Genomic DNA, 19,517 nt, shown 5'->3' with positions numbered 1-19,517 from the left:
TAGGCTATTTATTTAAGAGGAATGTTAGTTCATCAAAAGTGTTTGCTACATCAAAATAATGTTCCATAGGATGCCGTGAAAAATGTGTCTTATTCATGGAATGGAGGATTGCCAACAAGTCATTGTAGAATCCGTTGATATTATAAAAGATAATTTTCTTACTATGGTAACCGATAGATGAGGCTGCCATTACATGAAACACTTCATCCAATGTGCCGATACCTCCGGGTAGTGCAACCATAACGTCAGATTCTTCCACCATAATATCTTTCCGGTCACTGAGGTTTTTGGTTCGGTATATTTTATCAAGTAGCGGACTTACTTTCCCGTTTTCTTCCAATTTGGAAGGAACGACGCCGACTACTGTTCCGCCATAGGCTTTAACTGTCCGGGCTATGCAATCCATCAGTCCCAGATTTGCACCTCCGTAAATTAAAGTCTTACCTTGTTTCCCTAACCATTCTCCTAATTCAATTGTTTTTTCAAAATACATTTTGTCAATAGAATCAGAAGCCGAACAGAATATTCCAATCTTTTCCATATCAAATGTTCACGTTACAAGGTGCAAATATCTGCATTTTTTATAAAATACAATAACAAACACGCTTTTTTATTGCAAAAAGAAGCCATCCAAGCCTTAGGAACTTAGTCCCGGGCAGGATGACTTCTCACTTCTCTAACTTAATAATAACCTATTTCACGATTACTTTTTCATTGTTCAGGATGTAAATACCTCCGGTAATACCGGTAATTGTATTTTCTCCTTCGGTCAACTCGATAACTTTAACCAGTCTGCCGTCAATGCCGAATAATTTTGCAGTTTGTGCTTTTCCGGCAATAACTTTAATTGCACCTTCGGCAGAGATTACTGTCAATCCGTCGATTGTATTTTGTTCAGTTATGTTATCCGGAGTTTGTTGATAATGGATAACATTTATCTTTGCGGCCGCATTTGCCGGACCTTCAAGATATGCACGGAACGGAGTCAATTCGGTATCTTCTTCCACTGCGTTAAATACTTCCTTCTCACCTTCCGTCGACATGATGTATGTCTTCTCTGCTGTAGGCATTGTCGGGGTGAAACAACCTTTGACGGTGTATCCGTTCACTGTTTGGTCGTTGACATCAGTGCTTGCCGGTATTACTTTGTTTTCTCCTATAGTAAATGTCTTTTCTCCTGCAGTTTCAATATTAATATTGTACGGAGTGTTTGCGGCTATGGCATCTGCATTCTTAAACTTAGCGTCGGTTCCGTCGCAACTTTCAATAATTTCAAGTTTCGAGCCCTCCGGTTTAACACTTGCAAAAGGTAGATAAACAGTACTCCATCCGGCATTAAATGTACGTTTGTAAGTCGCTGCTGTTGCGGTGAAGGCTATCGGGCAGAAGAATGGAAGATTGTCTGATATTTCAAGTTCACCTTGACCGTTTTTAATTACGTTCTTTCCTGTTACAGCACTTCCTTCCGGCATGTATTTAAGTGTGTTGGCATTACTGTATTTAGTGATTAAAGCATTTATTGTTTCAGCAGCCAAATCACCACCTTCAGTTATAACAATAGCTGTTGCAGCATTATCGTTGATTGTAATAGCATCCAATGGTTCATTTCCTTTGGTGTAAGTAATGCTTTCTATTTGTTCGCCATTATGAATAGCCATATTAGCCTTGTAAACTGGAGCATTTTCCGCATCTGTAACAATCGGGTAATTTTCACCTTGTGACCATGCTACTCCATTTTGCTTGTTCTGATTCAGTGCCCATGCCACTTCTCCTTTTGTAAATGCCGTTGCATCCAGATAAAGTTTGCCATTTAAATCTGATAATTCGGCAATAGCTAATGTTTCAGTACCTTTTTTATATTCTTGGTTACTATTGATAGCGCCGATAAAAGAGAATCCTTCTATCTTTTGTGCATAGCAATCTTCAAAAGTAACTTTGTGGGCTGTATTGGCTTGAATACCACAAAAAGCTCCGGTTGTTGCTATTTTGGAGTTTTCAGCTGTAATGGTACATTTTGTAGTAAAGCAATTCTTAAATATTGTTCCTGCACCTCCAGCTGTAGCTCCTATAAAAATTCCTGCCATGGTTGCATCAATTCCATCTTTTATGGAAAGTGTAGAGTTAGCAACATAACAGTTTGTTGCCGCTCCATTCCATGTTCTCCCTATAAGGATTCCATATTGTCCGCTACCTCCATCCATTTCAAGTGTGGAGTTAATGACATAACAATTTTCAACAGAAGCTTTTACACTCCAGTCACCTTTCATTACTCCAACTAAAACACCAATATTTTGTTGGTTATTAGTAACTTGTGCATTCGTAACGCCTAAATTTTTTATCGTTGCTTTTTCTATACCTCCGAATAATCCTCTACCATGTTGAGTGCCGTCTGTCGCATTACTACTTTCTGTTATTTTGAAATTACTGATGATATGTCCTTTTCCATCAAAAACTCCTTGGAATGTTTTTGCATCATTACCAATAGAAGTCCATTCTTCATTATTTAAATCAAGGTCGGTTGTTAATTCAAAGAATTTTCCTGCATAGTTTTCTCCTCCGTTTACTTCGGTAGCCAATTGTTTTAAATCATCTACAGAAGTGATTAGATAAGGATCAGTTTCCGAACCGTTCGGTTGTGCTACCTCCGGGTCTTTCATTGTTGAGAAGATAGGGAATTTTGCACCCTGTTTCCATGTAACTTCATTCTGTTTGTAGGCATTAAGGTATCCTACTACTGTACCGTCTGTAAATGTCGTCGCATTCAGATAAAACTGATCATTTAAGTCTTCTAATTTGGCTATGGTTACTGCCACTCCTGCTTTTTTGTAAGTTTGTTTATCAATAATGTATTTTCCTACAAACGAGAAACCGTCGATATTCTGTGCAAAACAATTGTCAAATGTTACGGGATGGGCATCATTGTTGTGCATTCCCATAAAGACACCGGTAGTAGCTTTTTGAGATTCCGTTGCGTTGGGCGCATTAATGGTACAACCGGATGTGTAGCAATTTGTAAAAGTAGTGCCTTGTCCGCCTGCTGCAGCTCCTATAAACAGACCTGCACCTGTTGCTTGGATTCCTTCTTTTATTGTTAAAGTAGAATTAACGACAAAACAGTTTACTATAATTTTGTTGTTCCAATTCTTACCGATAATAAAACCAAAACGTCCTGAACCCCCGTCCATCGTCAGCGTTGAGTTCATCACGACGCAATTTTCGATTTTTGCATCTGCGGTTATTGTTCCTGCCAAGACAGCGACATTCTGTTGCTTGTTTGTTACGTTTGCCCCTTTTATGATTAGGTTTTTCAAAGGACCTCCAAGTCCGCCGAAAAGCCCTACTCCGTTCTGAGTTCCATCTGTGGCAGTACTACTTTCACTGATTTTAAAATTGCTGATAGAATGACCTTTACCATCAAAAGTTCCGGAAAATAGTTTTTTGTCATTTCCAATACGTGTCCATTCTGCCTCCTCCAGATCAAGATCTGTTGTCAATTCAAAGAACTTTCCGGAATAAGCATTTCCTTCATTAACCTCTGTAGCTAATGTTTTTAAGTCTTCGACTGTTTTAATTTGATAAGGGGTTGCAGCTGATCCGTCGCCGTCATAAGCCCAAGTGTTGAATATTCCTGCGAAAAGCAAGAATGCTGTCAGAAAGTAGCTTCTCTTTTTCATTTGTATAAAATTAGATTATTAAAATGTTAACTCGGTTTGCCTCTAAAGGGCATTGCAAAGGAATAGATAAAGGATGGAAAGGATGTTCGTTATTGACTAAATAATGTCTGTTATTAGCTAAATGATGCAATTGGCATTAAATTTTACTAAAGAACAGAATAAGACTCTCCTAAATTTAAAAAGGAGATCAAGATAAACGGTCGTTTTTTCCTGATCTCCTTCTTAGAAATTGAACAATAATGTTTGGGTTAGTTAGTTTTATTCTTCATCATCACCCCAGAAACTTCTTTTAGAACGTGCAGGTCCGGTAACCTCTGTTTCGCTCACTTCGAGAGAACAGGCTATTACACTTTCCATTTCTATTTTAACGATTTCAATTTGAGGCTTGCTATATATTTCTTTAGTTTTCATTATTCTGTTTGAATTTAAGATTAACACTTTATTTTAAGATGACTTTTTGGTTGTTTACGATATAGATACCTTTAGGCAGACCATTGATTGTTGTAGTACCTTCTTCGGCAATCGTATTGTATGCTTTACGTCCGTCAATGCTGTATACGTTGATAGTTTGAGCCTTTTCGCTATTAATAATGATCGATTCGCCGTCTGCATAGATAATTGTCGATGCTTGTTGTGCATTATTAATGCCGGTAGCTCCGTTATCATGTTCTACGCTGTATTTGGCAGGGTTCGGACCATTACCTTTTTTCAGGTAAGCGCGGAAAGCAGGGATTACAGCTGTTTCAGTAGAGGCAGCAAGTGGTCCAAATTCTGTTCCGGCTGCATTCAATGCATAATTGCCTGCTGCAAGGTCATTGGATATTAATGTATAAGTACCTGTGAAATCTGCATCTGCCGGAGTGGCTGCAATAGTTCCTGCACCTTCGAAAGTGCATTCTTGAGTTCCTGTTTCTACCGAATTATGCTTTAGGATATAAGCATTATCGGCTTTCCAATCAGTTATATTGGTTAGTTCAGTAAATTTGACTGTTGTACCGGAAGTATTTGTGTATCCTTCTACTGTGTAGTCACCTTTCACGCTTGTTCCGCCGGATTTAATATCCGTTACGTTGAAAGGCAGTACGATTGTTTCCCATCCTCCATCTATATAGCAATTTCTAGTATAAGTGGCTTTGGTAGCAGTAAAGCTTGTAGGACAAACAAAATCGTGACCGTCTGTTAATACTAAATTAGCGCAGCCGTTTCCAATAACAACATTATTTTTGTCAAGTGTTGCACCTGTTGGCAAATAGATAAGAGCATTCGGATTTGTCGGGGTAATCGTTAGAGTAGAATAATCTGTTATTTCACTGTTGTTTGCATCGAAAGTAATATACTTGAAATCGGTAGCCAGTACTTCGTTTCCTTTAGCGTACGTTTGGGTTTCTCCGTCAATAGCTCCGGCTTTAACTATCGCACCGTTTGTTGCATCGGCGAAGATAGGATTAGTGCCGTTGTGAGACCATACTTTGGAGTTGGCTACTGTACCGTTGGTAGTGTTTAGTATCCATGCGGATTCCGGATTGGCGAAGAAAGAAGTATTTTTGATTCCAGAATAAGTATCAACTTTAAAATTATTATCAGGAATGATTGATGTAGCAAATAAAGGTTCATTACCATCTGCGTAACAATTTGTTATGCTTATATTATAATTTTTTGCTATAGCTCCACAAATGAATCCTCTTGAATTGTCTTTACCATTGTCTATAGTAGAGTTTATAGCAATACAATTTTTTATATCTGTGCATTTTGCTGCTCCTCCAAGTTCCCCCACCAATATTCCGATTGAGGTTTGATTATTATCTGCTGTTTTTGTTTTACAATTATATATATAACAATTTCTGATTGCTGTACAATTCCATGTCTTTCCTATTAAAATAGCACATTTTCCTTGATTTCCGGTAACAGTGGAATTTGATACAGAACAATTTTCAATAGAACCGGAGGTCATATTACCGATTAATACAGCTACAACTTGTAAAGTATTGGTTATATTTACATTATTAATATTTAAATTTAATATTTTAGCAGAAGCAAAATTTATATATGCGAAAAGAGCCGTTCCTGTATTTACTTTTTGGTCATTGATTGAAAAGTTTGAAATAGTATATCCTTTTCCATCAAATATTCCGTGGAATTCACGAATTGGAGTTATTGTTTCATTAGCGAAATCAATGTTATTAGTAAGTACTATTGTTTTCCCTGCGAAGTTATTATTTGTACTTGCCTCTATAAATGCTTTGAATTCTGTGGCATCCTTGATTGTAAGATCTGTGTCTCCATCCCATGCCCAAACGTGTGAAATACTCAAAAAGAGCATAACAATCAATAGATAGTGATTCTTTTTCATTGTAGTTTTTAATTTTTAGAATTGAATATTAGATTAATAATTGATTAGTTAACATTTGTTTGTGATGTTCTCATAATTGATATGCAAATGACAGGGTTTTTACATAAACTGATGTGCGGTTTCGTCTATAATTGTTCCAATATTCACTAAAAATACCTATTATAGATACTTATTGAAAAAAATCTAATACTATCTTCACCTCTTCACGCTTTAAACGTAAGTCGTTATCAAATAACAGATTGCAGTGAAGGTTCGTTAAGCGATGGAAAATTGAAATGGAAGAACTTCTCCGTCTACGTGATGCTTCTTCTATAAAAAGAGGAGGAGCAAAATTAACCGTCCAACTTTTGGGGTGCAGTTCAAAAAATAGTGCCTTCACTTTAATTAATTAGTAATCAATAATATAAAAGTAAAAGTGATAAGGTGAAGGCAAGTCAAAGTAAAAGTTGAAACAGCCGAATCAGTAAAATGAGCAAGCTAAAAACGCCTAAGGGAGTGATGCCTTACGCTCCAGTAGATGTAAGCAATCGCTCCCTTGAGCGTTATCCGTTGCTCCCTTGAGTGATAGCCAACGCTCCCTTAGGCGAAAAATGACCTCGATGTTTTTTACAAACACCTTGATGTTTTTAAAAAACATCAGGTCGATTGAAAGCAAAGATACGGTCGATTGTTCGCAAACGATAGGAGTTTGTAGACAATCGACCGTATGCTGAATTAGATTCTTCTTAACTCAAAAGAGAGGGCTATTTTACCTTCATTTTTATTGTTCTAAAGTTATCATTATGAATAATACGTATGATGTATATCCCTTCTGATAAATTCCGAGTATCAATCGGTATACAATTCTCGTGGTTTGCATCTTTTTTATCAGATAATAACAGACGTCCGTTTAAATCGGAAATAGTATAGCTTATTATTCCTGTTTCTGCTCCGCTTATTTGTAATACGGTTTCTGTTAGAGCAGGGTTAGGATATAGAGATACTTGAAAATCAGTCGTTTTATTGCTTTCTATACCGGAAGCTTTTCCTGTAGTAAATTCTGATTCTTCGCCATAAGTAGTACCTGAAGCTGTTTTTGCAAAGGCACGATATTTATATGTTGTATTTGGTAACAATCCGGTTATTTCAACCTCCATATTGGTTCCGCTACTCAGCACTTCTTTATGATTCGTATCAAGTGCCATCCAATACTCAAAACCTTGTTGTAGAATGCTTTCTGAACCCGCCAATACATATCCGTACACTATGACATTCGTTTCATTTGTCTTATCCAATCTATAGTCAAGCGTTTCTACAGTGGGAGCGAATAGCACTGGAACATCTGCCGTACCGAAAGCAATCCATTCACCATAATACATCTTTTCAGAAGCAGATTTGTAGAATGGTCGGTATTTATAATAGGTAGATGGCGAAAGATTGACTAACCGGAATGCTATTTTATCCTTTATCTTTTCTGCTTGCACGGTATTAGACGGAACCATATCCGGTGCGTCATATTTGCGCCATTCGAAACCATAACCGCTTTCGGCATCGCAATCTAAATCTGCATTCAACGTTACTGATGTGTTAGAGATTGCATCGGCAGGTTGGGAAGTGATAGTGATTGTATTGGTAGTAAAAGCATATTCCGTTTTTGTTATTCCTCCTTGTTTAGTCTTTACACTAAAGACAATTTTATATTTCGTATCTGGATTTAGTCCGGTAAGCCGTAATTCTTTTAGATTGTAATATTCCCCGTTTATCCAATCTCCTGTAAAACCAAATCCTTCTACTGTAGCATCACCTTCTTCATAGTCACCGGAACAAGAGAAAATGGTTTGTCCTACTATTGGATCAAGTATTCTTGGATTTAGGGATTTTGTAGTAAATTCCTGATAAGCAGTTTTCCCATTTAAAAGCGTAGTACTATTATAATATTTGCCATTAACGTAAACTGATGCATAACATTCGTAAGTAGTACCCGGAATTAGTTCAGCAACTGTGACGGTATTAGAAGAAATGTTAGAAGTACTCTTCCACTCACTCTTTCCTTTAGTTCTATAATATAAATATTTATCGGTTACCGGAATATCTTCTGCTTTGATAGAAAGAATTAACTTGATTTGAGTAAGTTCTTTGGATATAAGCCCTATGTTCTGTGTTTTTAATGATGGGTAGATGGTCAGATTACAATCAAGGATATCAAAATTGAGTTGTACATTATATGCCTGATTAGGCATTAAATCTTTAAATTTATAAGTATCTTTATTCTGTTCCGCATCTATTGTATCATTTTCAGATAATAGATATGTTCTTTTTATTGCGATTTTGTCAGATTGTTTCCAATAACTGTTCGGATTAAGTTTAAAAGAAATCGCTCCTTGTGTAGTGGCGGAAGTATCGAAGTTCCAAAAGCATTTTTCAATATCCGCTATTGTTCCTTCGGAATACATGGATCTATAATTAGAGGTGTAATTTGCAGGGCAGAATATAATGACAGATGAAGTCATATTTCCGAATGGATTATTTTTTTCTTCATGACGTTCTAACGCTGCATAGGAGAATACGTAACGTAAACTCCAACAATAGGATAATATATTTTTGCCTATATTATTTCCTACAGAAGTAGGAATTACAATTGCTTTAAGGGATGTGCAATTGTAAAAAACATTATCTCCAATTGAAGTAACAGTCTCAGGTATATTTATGTATTTTAATGAAGAACCGTTGAAAGCATCTGTTTCAATCTTTGTTAAACTATTTGGAATGCTTACGGATGTCAAGTTTATGCAATATTGAAAAGCACCGGTAGCAATTGTTTTCGTTCCATTTAAAATCATATAATTGCCTTTTTTGCCTGTAGGATAAAGGATTAATTTTGTTTTATCTTTGGAATATAATACACCGTCTATGGAACAATAATTCGGATTATCCTCATTTACCAAATCTTCCATTAAATTTACACAACCATTAAAGGCATTTGTAGGGATGCTTTTCAAACTATTAGGAAATGTAAGAGAAGTTAACCCTGTGCAACTTGAAAAAGCACCATAATTGACTGCTAGTGTTCCTTCAGGAATAACGTAGTCTCCTTTTTTACCTATAGGATAAAGTGTCAATTCCGTTTTGTTTTTGGAAAATAATATGCCTTCTATGGAGCAAAAATTCGGATTATCCTCGTTGACTAAATATTCTATTAAGTTAATGCAATCATTAAAGGCATTTGCATCAATGCTTTTCAAACTATTAGGGAATGTAATAGAGGTTAAACCTATGCATTTGGAAAAAGCACCGGAAGCAATTTTTGTTGTTCCTTCAGGAATAACGTAATTTCCTTTTTTACCTAAAGGGCATAATTTTAATTCCGTTTTATCTTTGGAGAATAATACACCGTTTATAGAACAAAAGTTCGGATTATTATCTCTTACCAGATATTCTGTCAGATTAAGACAATCTTCAATAAGATATGAAGGTATACTAGTCCAACTATTTGGAAGTGTAATAGAAGTAATATTAGTACAGTTGGAGAAGATGCGGGCTCTTATTTCTTGTAAACTCTCAGGTAATATGACAGTCGTTAAATTAGTACAATTATCAAAAGCACCAAATCCAATGCTCCGCAAGTTTTTGGGTAATGTGATAGAGACTAAACTATTGCAATATGAAAAAGCATAATCTCCAATACTTTGCAAATTCTCAGGGAATACGACAGAAATTAGATTAGTACAATTGTAAAAAGCATTACCTTTAATACTTTTCGTTTCTTCAGGAATACTATAACTACCCTCTTTACCAATGGGGTAAAGCCATAATATTGTTTTATCTTTTGAGAATAAAGCCCCATTATTAGTGCTAAACTGGGGATTATCGTCATATACATAATATTCTTTTAAATTTGTACAATTGTAAAAAGAGTCATAGTTGACTGTAATCAAACTGTTTGGCAATGTAAGAGAAGTTAATCCTGTGCATTCATTGAAAGCATAGCGAGCAATTCCAGAGATTCCTTCCGGAATAATATATTTCCCTTTTCTACCGTATGGGTAAAGAGATAGATAAGTTTTGTCTTTAGAAAATAAGACACCATCAATAGTACTATAATGTATGTTGTCATTGTTCACAATGAATTCTTGCAAATTAATGCAACCAGTAAAATCTCTATCATTTTCACTTAAATTATTGGACAAAGTAATAGAAATTAAATTACTAGCATTAGAAAAAGCTCTTTCGCCGAGTACTAGAACCGGATACTCTACATTCTCATATTCTACTGTTTCCGGAATGACACAGCTAGTACCTTGTCCGATGTATTTTATAATCATGGCGTAATTATTTACAATTCTATATTGTAAATCACCGACAGTTAAACGGGGATCTTCACTCGCTCTCGCCTGAACAACGAATATTACAAATAAAAGAAATAAAACCTTTTTCATAAACATAATAATTTTGTCGCTTATAGCTTCCCTGATTTGGCTATAAATAAATAAAAGACGTGGGAAACTTATGTTTATCCGAATTATCAGGCTCTCGCATGCCCCAACCAAAAGATAAACAACAGCAACCCACGTCCGGTTATGTATACAAATATTCCAAGATGGAATAGTATATAAACCAAACATGGGCGTTGTTGCTATTATCTCATGGTTGTCAAACTTGCGAGATTTGATAATTCAAGATAATAACAAAACGCCTCTATCGATAAATAAGGTTCTTCACTTCCCAACGCATTGGTAGCTAATAGAATCCGTACAAAGATAAGAACTTCCGATGTAATTCCTGTAAAAAGCTCTCTTTATTTATCAGTAGTATTCATCTGAAATAAATATTTATATTAAGTTTGATATGAAAAAGGATGATTACTGATTTGTATCGAAGGAGCAGTAACCTTTTGTTCCTTTATAATTTATTGAAGAACTCTTATAAACAAACTTTCTATAGCTATGAAACAATCAATCGTTTCAGTAAATATGGGATCGTTAATTAGTTTGCCTGTAAAGATGGAATAGGCAAGTAATACTTTCTAACAAAACCGATGAAAAGAAGACTACTAAAGTCTTCCTTTCATCGGTAATTATCTGATAAAATCGTTAAGCGCTATTTACTGACAATAAACGGGAGTCGATAGCTCATCCCTTTTTCTGTCGTTACAATAACAAAATAGACTCCCGCAGGAATTTCACCATTGATTAGCGTTTCTCTGCTTTCTACTTTTTTCGTCTTGACAATTGTTCCTACTGAACTTATAATGCTAATCATTGCCGGCTCGTTTTCAAACGGAACGATTACATGTATCGTTTTAGATGCATCTGTATATACTTTCAGATCATTGGCTTTCAGTTCCTCTATATTGTCGGGAGGCGTCGGATGAGTATATACGGAATATAAGCCTACTACTTCGAGTGGAGAATCGTTATAAGTGGCACTTCCCAAAGAAATAACTTTTGCTGTTTTAGGGTCTATTTCATAAAGATCGCCTAAAATCTGACTTCCTGTGTGTGACCAGAATAATCTTCCTGTATTATGGTCGAATGCCATTGATTGCAGATAAGCGACGTCACTGATGCCTGTACCGGCAATAATATCGGGCTGTGCCGTTGTTTTATCTATTGCATATAATTTACCGTCATCGGACATTCCGTAAAGTTTACCTTCCTTGCTACATGCTAATGCATGGAAATTCATTCCGGTTGAGGCGACAGATGTTATTTCTCCATTCTCCAGATTAATCGTCACCAGTTCACTTTCTCCTCCGTTGACGCGTATTCCATACATTTCCTTGGAAGCGTAATCATAAGCCATGTCTTGCATGAAATCTTCTGTTTTCGCAGATTTTATTGGTGTCCATGTCAGAGTATCCATAACTAAGAATTGGCGGGGTTCCGAATACCAAGTGGATGTAAAGGCATAAAAACGTCCGTTAAAATATTCACCGGCATTAATAAGAGCGTCATCCGGAGTAACTTCTTTGATAAATACGGCCTGTTCCGGTATGTTGGAATGCATGCTTACAATTCCGGCATTGCCGTAAGCATCCCATCTGTAGCCATGTAGGTGTACATCGGCATAATTCGGTAATGTGAATAACTTGGCGTCATTTGCCGGATTGCCATCGTTTTCCAGTTGTGTAAAAGCTTTAATCTCGTAAGTGCCTAATGTCGTAACATCGACCGTCCCAAGACTAAATTCAGCAGTTTCCCCTTTTGCCAGATTTCCTTCGAATGTTTTGGCGGTGGCTGTTCCACCGTTAACCTGATAGCTTACAGGTATGGAAGTCAATGGTTTCTCTCCGAAATTCTTGATAGAGACTTTTATCTCTACATTGGTTTGCGGATCTTTTGTCTTAATAGGAGATAGGAACTCGGCTATACCGGCATCATAATCTACGGAACGTTCAATATCTTCAGAATAAGCCTCTATGGATTCTCCTGTTTTATATACGGCTTTTACGCTATATTGATAGGTGCCGGAAATAAGTTCGTCCCATGCATTATCCGTATAAGTCGATGTTTGTAGAGGAGAAGCATTCAGTTTTATCCAAGTATTCAGGTCGGATGTTTCGGCTCGATAAACATTGTAACTGCATTTTGGTGCGGAAACTTCCGGATTTATCTTTGCTTCAGTTCCCGGAATGCCGCAGTATACAGAAATATTGTAAGAATAATAACCATCGTTCACATAATCGTCCGGATTATCACTCCATTTTAAGTTATTCTTGCCTGAGATATAATCTTTACCGGTTCCGATCGGACTACTGGATGCATCTTTACAGTTTACTCCTATTAAATAATTCTTTTCTTTCCTTATTTCTATAGGTTTATCGAAAGTAACTGTAATCCAAGAACCTTCTGTGCTAACCTGAGTCGCATCAATGACTTTAGCTGCAATTTCTTTATTGTCGTCTTTGATTCCTTCCCATATTTTGGCTGTAAATGTTCCTTCTGTCGCTTTTATATAAACTTTAAGTTTCATGAAACTCAAACCTGCGATGTTGAGAGTTTCCAAAGTTGCTGCATCCAATGCATGTCCTACATTATAATTGGTAAGATAATAATCTCCGCTTGTGCTATATTGTACGTCGGAATCTCCAATCTTTGTCCATTGCATATCGCTGGTACGTGATAGCGGTGATTCCCATCGGATAGTTGAAGTAGCTCCTCCTGCATCTATGGTGGTAGAAACAGCATATACCGGAATCAGACTTCTTTGAAGCGTAATCTCTCCAATGTTGAAGTCTGCTGTCTTATTCTCAACGGCTGCGGTATAAGTGTCATACTGAGAATATTCAATACTTAGAGTATAATTTTCTCCAGCATAAATACCTGTAAGAGAGAATTGTCCGTCTGCACCGGAAGTAGTTTGGATATCTGCATATCCGGTTACTTTAATAACAGCTCCGGCAATATTAGCATTTGTGTCATTAGCTTTTACCTTACCGGAAATTGTGAATGTGGCTTTCGGAGTCATCTTGAAATCTTTTGTTATCTTACCATTATCCGGGATTGTAACAGTCTCTTCTAAATCCAGGTAGCCGACAGCACTAAGTTTGAATTGCTGTGCACCTTTGCGTACAAGGTTAAAATGATATGCTCCGGTCTCATCACTCTGTGTCGTCAGGCTCAGTTCCGGAACTGTTATCGTTGCTCCGACAATAGCTTCATTGGTAGTATTGTTCTTAACGAGACCTTCCATTTTTGCAACGCCTTCTGCTACCATGACAAAACGAGTCTGAGGAACTTCTGCATATTTATATCCCTGATTGGTGAGCTCGTCTATATTTATTTCACTGGAGCTGGTCTGTGCACGTGATCGATCCGCCCTGTCCGGCGTTTTTGAACCATAGAACCGGTCGAAGTAAGTTCCTATTCCTTGTGTTTTCGCATCTTGATAAATAACAACTAAATTGCCTCCCTGATAATTATATGGTGTAGTTAGTTGAATCGGAACATCGTTAACCCCTTCATTGAAAATAATGTCTCCATCATAAACTAAAGTCATGCCGGTAGTAGGAATCCATCCTTCGGACAAGTTTTCTTTTTGAATTTCCCCCATCCATATTTTAGCCGTTCTCTTTATCTCATTTTTGAAAGAGTTTTTATAGATGATATACTTAATCTCTCCTGTTGCAAAGCTAAGATCTTCAGGATAATACATGGTCTCAGTAGCCGAGTATGCGTAAGTGGGGTCAGTGGGCACTCTCCCTAAATAATAATCAATCTGACTGTCCTTCCCAACCATAATATCTGACAAATTATCGGTGAAACCGACAACTGCATTGGATCTGAGTTCTTTACCGCTTCCTGCCATATTACTTGGAATAACAGTATAAGAGTATAAGACTTCAGGAGAAATATTTTCGGAGAATGTGAGTTGCTTAATGTTTGAAGCAACTTGAATAGATTCTGTTCCTGTGTTTCGTTTAATGGTATAAGTGAAATTGTCCGGATTGATATATCCTTTATTTATTCCTTCTGTAGGAGCTTCCCAAGTTACTATTACTTTTCCATTGTCAATAATTGCATTCAGGTTATTTACAACATCAGGAATATCCTCACCTACATAGACGCTTTTCGATACAGGATTCGATTCACCTTCTGCTGTTTTAGCTATAACAGAATAAGTGTGAGTTCCTGTAAGAACTTCATTGTCTATATATGTTGCTTTTTCTCCCGGAGTCATATTCTCGGACAGAACTTTTATTAGATTATTATCTCTGTAAATGCCGATAGAAATTCCGGAGATATCTTCGCCTGTTCCGTTTTGTGATGGGTTTGTCCAGGATAATGTGGCCGATAAAGCTCCTTTACTGCCCGGAGTTACGGTTAACCCGGTTACTGATTTAGGTCCTTTCTGGTTCATGATCGTTACATCATCCAGCCCCAAAGCATAAGTATCATATCCGGTATGTACAAAAGCGATATAAATCTTTTTTCCATTATATTCGGCAAGTGATTTATCTTTCTTTTGCACAGAGGGATAATCATCCCATTCGGCATCTTGAATTGTTTCTTCATGGAATAACGTGCTGAAATCTCCAACGGTGGTTCCTGTTGTTGAAATTAGAATCTTGTAAGTTTCTCCTGTACCGAGACTTTCTGCTATAACCTTATATGATAGAGTAAAAGCTGTATTCGTGACATTAATCTGTGGAGTTATCAAATAATTCTCTTGTGCATTATAGGGTGTCGGAGGATAACTTTCCGGATCTACGGTATAAGATACCGCACATTTCTTTCCGCCACCTACGGTAGCGTTGGTTGTCGTTTCGGAAATCCAGCAATTTCCATCCGCATCTTTGTCGAGTATAGTCCAGTTATCAGGCGGGAATTTAGTCCCTTCAAAGCCTTCGTTGAGAACGTAAGTTTGTCCAAATACGCTTGTCGTACATAATACCAATAGTATATGTGCAACACATAATAAGTAAGATTTTCTCATAAATATATAGTTTAACTATGAATATATTTTTGTGAATGTTGTTTTGTGTCGACAATTCCAATAATGCAAATTATTGAAGTGGGTTAAAGATATAAAATCTGTTTCGGAAATTCAATTTATTAGATGGCTTTTTTAAAAGAAAGCTAATTTTTTATATAAAATCGTATTGTTAGCCCCTATTGTAGTGGGAGTTCCTGATTATTGGAGATAAGATAAAAATGGAAGTAAATGTTGAAGAGTAGTCTGTCTTGTTAGTTTTGCTTAAAAGAGAAAGCAGTGAAAGATTACTTTTTCTTTCACTGCTTGTATCTATTAGATATTATTTTCTTTAATCAAGTATTCTGCAATTTGAACGGCGTTCAATGCTGCACCTTTTTTGATTTGGTCTCCAACTACCCAGAAGGTTAAGCCGTTTTCGTTTGCCAAATCTTTTCGTATACGTCCTACGTAAACGGGATCTTTTCCCGAAAGGAATAACGGCATCGGATATTTTTTCTCTGCCGGATTGTCTTCCAAAACAAGGCCTTCGCCTTCGGAGAAAGCTTTACGGGCTTCTTCTACGGAAATAGGACGTTCGGTTTCAATCCAGATGCTTTCCGAATGAGCGCGAAGAGCCGGGACACGAACACAAGTAGCACTGACTTGTACATCAGAGTGCATGATTTTACGTGTTTCATTATACATCTTCATCTCTTCTTTTGTATAACCGTTTTCCGTAAATACGTCAACTTGAGGAATCAGGTTAAATGCTAGCTGATAGGCGAACTTTTCTACGGTAACAGGTTCATTTGCCAATACTTGCTTGTATTGTTCATAAAGTTCGTCCATAGCAGCTGCACCGGCACCACTAGCTGCCTGATAAGTAGAAACGTGTACACGTTTGATATGTGATAAGTTTTCAATCGCTTTTAAAGCAACAACCATTTGGATGGTAGTACAGTTCGGATTTGCAATGATACCACGTGGGCGATCCTTTGCATCTGCAGCATTTACTTCCGGCACCACCAATGGCACATCATTGTCCATACGGAAAGCACTGGAGTTATCAATCATCACAGCTCCGTATTTAGTAATTGTTTCGGCAAATTCCTTAGATGTTCCGGCACCGGCAGAAGTGAATGCGATATTTACACCTTTAAAGTCATCGTTGTGCTGCAAGAGTTTGACTTCGATTTCTTTACCGCGGAAGGTGTATTTGCTTCCGGTGCTACGTTTAGAACCGAATAATACCAACTCATCGATAGGGAAATTTCTTTCATCAAGCACACGCAGGAACTCTTGTCCTACGGCACCGCTTACGCCAACAATAGCTACTTTCATCTTTTTCTTTCTTTTATTGTGAATAATATTGTTATTTACCGTACCTTTGCCTCTAGTAAATATTACCTGCAAAAATATAACATTTTGCAATACGAACCGCAATAAAATGAGAAGAATTATATTTTTGCTTACTTTTTTGTATTCTATCTGTTCCTTTACCCAAGTAAAAGATAATTTCTCGGACGGTGATTTTAGTGAAAACCCAACTTGGAGTGGTGATATAGAGAAGTTTAAAGTTGATAAGAAAGGACAACTAAAGTTGAATGATTTGAGCAAGACGGGAGATGCCTATCTTTCCACAGCTTCAGAATTAATCAGTGAAACAACGTGGATGTTTTATGTGCATTTACTATTCAATTCTTCTGCTAATAATTATGCTATATTTTACTTGACATCTTCTACTTCTGACCTTTCGGGTGAGGGATATATGCTCATGATTGGTGGTCAAAATGATAATCTGAGACTATTGAAATATGATGGCAATATTGCAGAGGTTCTAATCGATGGAATTATTGGACATTTAGATACTTCTTCTCCTGAGATCAATATAAAGATACATTGTGATAAAGATGGGAAATGGATTGTGTGTTCTCAACTGATAGGAGTAGATGAAGATTATATAGAAGAGGGAACGGCAATAGATAATACGATAACAAAATCTGCTTTTGCAGGTATACGTTGTATATATACGGCAAGTAGAAATATGGCTTTCGCTTTTGATGATGTTTTTATCTTTTCGGATAATTCGGTACCTGATATACCCGATGAACCGGATAATCCCGATACACCGGATGAACCAGATATTCCAAATCCTGATGACATCTTACCACCTAAATTATTATCTGTCGCTGCATTGACGGATTCTACTGTTATTGTATCTTTTGATGAGGCTGTCAATATCGGTTCATCGGAATTTGAGATTGAGGAAATCGGGAAATCAAAGAAGAAGCAACTTTCTAAAGATAAGAGGAGCGTAGAACTACTGTTTACCGGAAAATTTACTGACTCAGTCTTCTATACATTATATATAAATAAGGTAAAAGATATTTCGGGGAATTATATGACTGACTCGCAAATAGGTTTTACTTATTATAATACGACTCTGCAAACAGCGTCATTCGGTGATATTGTTTTTAATGAGATAATGGCAAATCCTCTCAATGTAGCTGCATTGCCGGAAGTGGAATATGTAGAATTATATAATAAAATGGAACGTCCTGTAAATTTGAATGAGTGGAAATTCCATTACGGGAACAAATCTTATAAATTAGGAAATAAGATAATACCACCTAAAGGGTATCTGGTACTGTGTCATGAAAAGAAATTGAATTTATGGAAAGATGAAGATGTTTTGGTTCTTGGAGTGAAGTCTTTCCCTGAGTTGGCGAATAGCGGGAAACTTTTATGGTTAGAAGATGCACGCAGTAAGATTATTTCTTGGGTAGAGTATTCGGATACTTGGTATAAGGATAGTTTTAAGAAAAAAGGAGGTTTTTCCTTGGAGTGTCTGGATACGGATAATTTGGCTAATGGTTCTGAAAACTGGGTAGCCTCGACAGATAAATCGGGAGGTACACCGGGACGAGTTAACTCAGTGGCAATGGCGTGTCCGGATGAAACTGTGGCTGAGGTTGATTACTATTATTTATTGACTCCGGATACTTTGGTAATTCGATTCTCGAAGTCAATGGATATTGCTTCTTTGATGTTGAATGATAATTATACGATTAATCAGGGGAATAGTATGATTGCAAATACTATACCTTCTGTCCCCGATAGTAAACAGGTTGTGTTATCTTTATCTGATAGTTTGAGAATGGGAGATGTGTTTGAGTTGGAATTGACTCATTTGAAAGATATTTCAGGTTTTGATTTGGAAGGTGAGTGTATTGTTCGGGTTGGCGTTCCTGAGGATGCAAAAGAAGGAGAGGTTCTCTTCAATGAGATTTTATTTAATCCTCGAAGCGGAGGAAGTGATTATGTCGAACTTTATAATAGTTCCGGTAAATACATTAATTTAAATCGGTTGTTTTTTGCTTCCCGTTTGATTGATGGGAATATGGGAGAGAGAGTTTTACTTTCTCCGTTGCCAAGAACTTTGGCCCCGCATAGTTATTTATGTTTCACAAAAGATGTGAAAGCGGTAGAGAGCCAATATGAATTGGAAAAGACAGCTATGGTATCACTTAGTAAATTACCGTCTTTACCGGATGACAAAGGTAATATTGTATTGCTTGCTACTACCGGAGAAATTATTGATGAACTGAATTACACGGAAAAAATGCACACGGTGTTTTTAAGTGATAAGGAAGGTATTGCGTTAGAAAAGATTTATCCGGACAAACTTTCTGCTATTACAAAAAATTGGTTGTCTGCTTCTACCGCATCCGGTGGAGGTACCCCGGGATATGTAAATTCACAGTATCGGGAGGCAACAGAAGCTTCTTCTGATGGCTTTCGTCTTGAACGTCAATCTTTTTCTCCCGACGGTGATGGTGTGGATGATGAATTGATTATTTCATATAATTTCCTTGATACGGATGTTTTGGCAAATATCAGTGTTTATGATAGTTCAGGCCGATTTATATGTAAGATAGCAGAAGGAGATCGGCTTGAACAACAAGGCATTTTTGTTTGGAACGGACAGGAAAGCAATGGCTCGGTTGCACGTATTGGATTATACATTATATATATAGAAGCCTATACGCCATCCGGTAAGATGAATCGTTATAAGTTGGCATGTGCTTTGGTTGGTTAGA

General features: G+C 37.0%; 8 protein-coding genes. 1 reads left to right on the top strand and 7 read right to left on the bottom strand.

Translation table 11 applies throughout. The features are described from left to right. Positions 1–4: 4 nt before the first annotated feature. The 7 genes from DXB63_RS00515 to DXB63_RS00490 all read right to left on the bottom strand — a co-directional run bounded on the left by DXB63_RS00515 (position 5) and on the right by DXB63_RS00490 (position 16,758). Positions 5–541, bottom strand: coding sequence for a TIGR00730 family Rossman fold protein (locus DXB63_RS00515; protein ID WP_122124414.1), 537 nt, complete (start codon positions 539–541; stop codon positions 5–7). A gap of 151 nt (positions 542–692) precedes the next feature. Further along, positions 693–3,674 carry a hypothetical protein gene (locus DXB63_RS00510; RefSeq protein WP_122124413.1) on the bottom strand — a complete coding sequence of 994 codons (2,982 nt, stop codon included), beginning with the start codon at positions 3,672–3,674 and terminating at the stop codon, positions 693–695. Positions 3,675–3,932: 258 nt separating this feature from the next. After that, positions 3,933–4,085, bottom strand: a complete 153-nt coding sequence (locus DXB63_RS17835; RefSeq protein WP_158563601.1) for a hypothetical protein — start codon at positions 4,083–4,085, stop codon at positions 3,933–3,935. A gap of 28 nt (positions 4,086–4,113) precedes the next feature. Next, the gene (locus DXB63_RS00505) at positions 4,114–6,024 is read right to left on the bottom strand and encodes a T9SS type A sorting domain-containing protein (RefSeq protein ID WP_122124412.1); all 1,911 of its coding nucleotides are present in this window, start codon (positions 6,022–6,024) and stop codon (positions 4,114–4,116) included. A gap of 743 nt (positions 6,025–6,767) precedes the next feature. Continuing rightward, the gene (locus DXB63_RS00500) at positions 6,768–10,439 is read right to left on the bottom strand and encodes a leucine-rich repeat domain-containing protein (protein ID WP_158563600.1); all 3,672 of its coding nucleotides are present in this window, start codon (positions 10,437–10,439) and stop codon (positions 6,768–6,770) included. A gap of 661 nt (positions 10,440–11,100) precedes the next feature. Then, complete coding sequence (locus DXB63_RS00495) at positions 11,101–15,438, bottom strand: T9SS-dependent choice-of-anchor J family protein (RefSeq protein WP_122124410.1); 4,338 nt, start codon at positions 15,436–15,438, stop codon at positions 11,101–11,103. Positions 15,439–15,750: 312 nt separating this feature from the next. After that, on the bottom strand, positions 15,751–16,758 hold the full coding sequence (locus DXB63_RS00490; RefSeq protein ID WP_122124680.1) for an aspartate-semialdehyde dehydrogenase: 1,008 nt from the start codon (positions 16,756–16,758) through the stop codon (positions 15,751–15,753). 106 nt (positions 16,759–16,864) lie between these two features. Here DXB63_RS00490 and DXB63_RS00485 point away from each other — a divergent pair, with 106 nt between their 5' ends. Further along, the gene (locus DXB63_RS00485; protein WP_122124409.1) at positions 16,865–19,516 is read left to right on the top strand and encodes a lamin tail domain-containing protein; all 2,652 of its coding nucleotides are present in this window, start codon (positions 16,865–16,867) and stop codon (positions 19,514–19,516) included. Position 19,517: the final 1 nt, after the last annotated feature.

Source organism: Bacteroides sp. OM05-12 (genome assembly GCF_003438995.1).
GTDB lineage: Bacteria > Bacteroidota > Bacteroidia > Bacteroidales > Bacteroidaceae > Bacteroides.
The sequence above is the reverse complement of the archived record's forward strand: the minus strand, read 5'-3'. Positions and strand labels throughout refer to the sequence as shown.

Bases quoted from the DNA above. Each gene is read 5' to 3' on its own strand.
- DXB63_RS00515 (WP_122124414.1), bottom strand. From the start codon at position 541: ATGGAAAAGATTGGAATATTCTGTTCGGCTTCTGATTCTATTGACAAA.
- DXB63_RS00495 (WP_122124410.1), bottom strand. From the start codon at position 15,438: ATGAGAAAATCTTACTTATTATGTGTTGCACATATACTATTGGTATTA.
- DXB63_RS00500 (WP_158563600.1), bottom strand. From the start codon at position 10,439: ATGAAAAAGGTTTTATTTCTTTTATTTGTAATATTCGTTGTTCAGGCG.
- DXB63_RS00505 (WP_122124412.1), bottom strand. From the start codon at position 6,024: ATGAAAAAGAATCACTATCTATTGATTGTTATGCTCTTTTTGAGTATT.
- DXB63_RS00490 (WP_122124680.1), bottom strand. From the start codon at position 16,758: ATGAAAGTAGCTATTGTTGGCGTAAGCGGTGCCGTAGGACAAGAGTTC.
- DXB63_RS00485 (WP_122124409.1), top strand. From the start codon at position 16,865: ATGAGAAGAATTATATTTTTGCTTACTTTTTTGTATTCTATCTGTTCC.
- DXB63_RS00510 (WP_122124413.1), bottom strand. From the start codon at position 3,674: ATGAAAAAGAGAAGCTACTTTCTGACAGCATTCTTGCTTTTCGCAGGA.
- DXB63_RS17835 (WP_158563601.1), bottom strand. From the start codon at position 4,085: ATGAAAACTAAAGAAATATATAGCAAGCCTCAAATTGAAATCGTTAAA.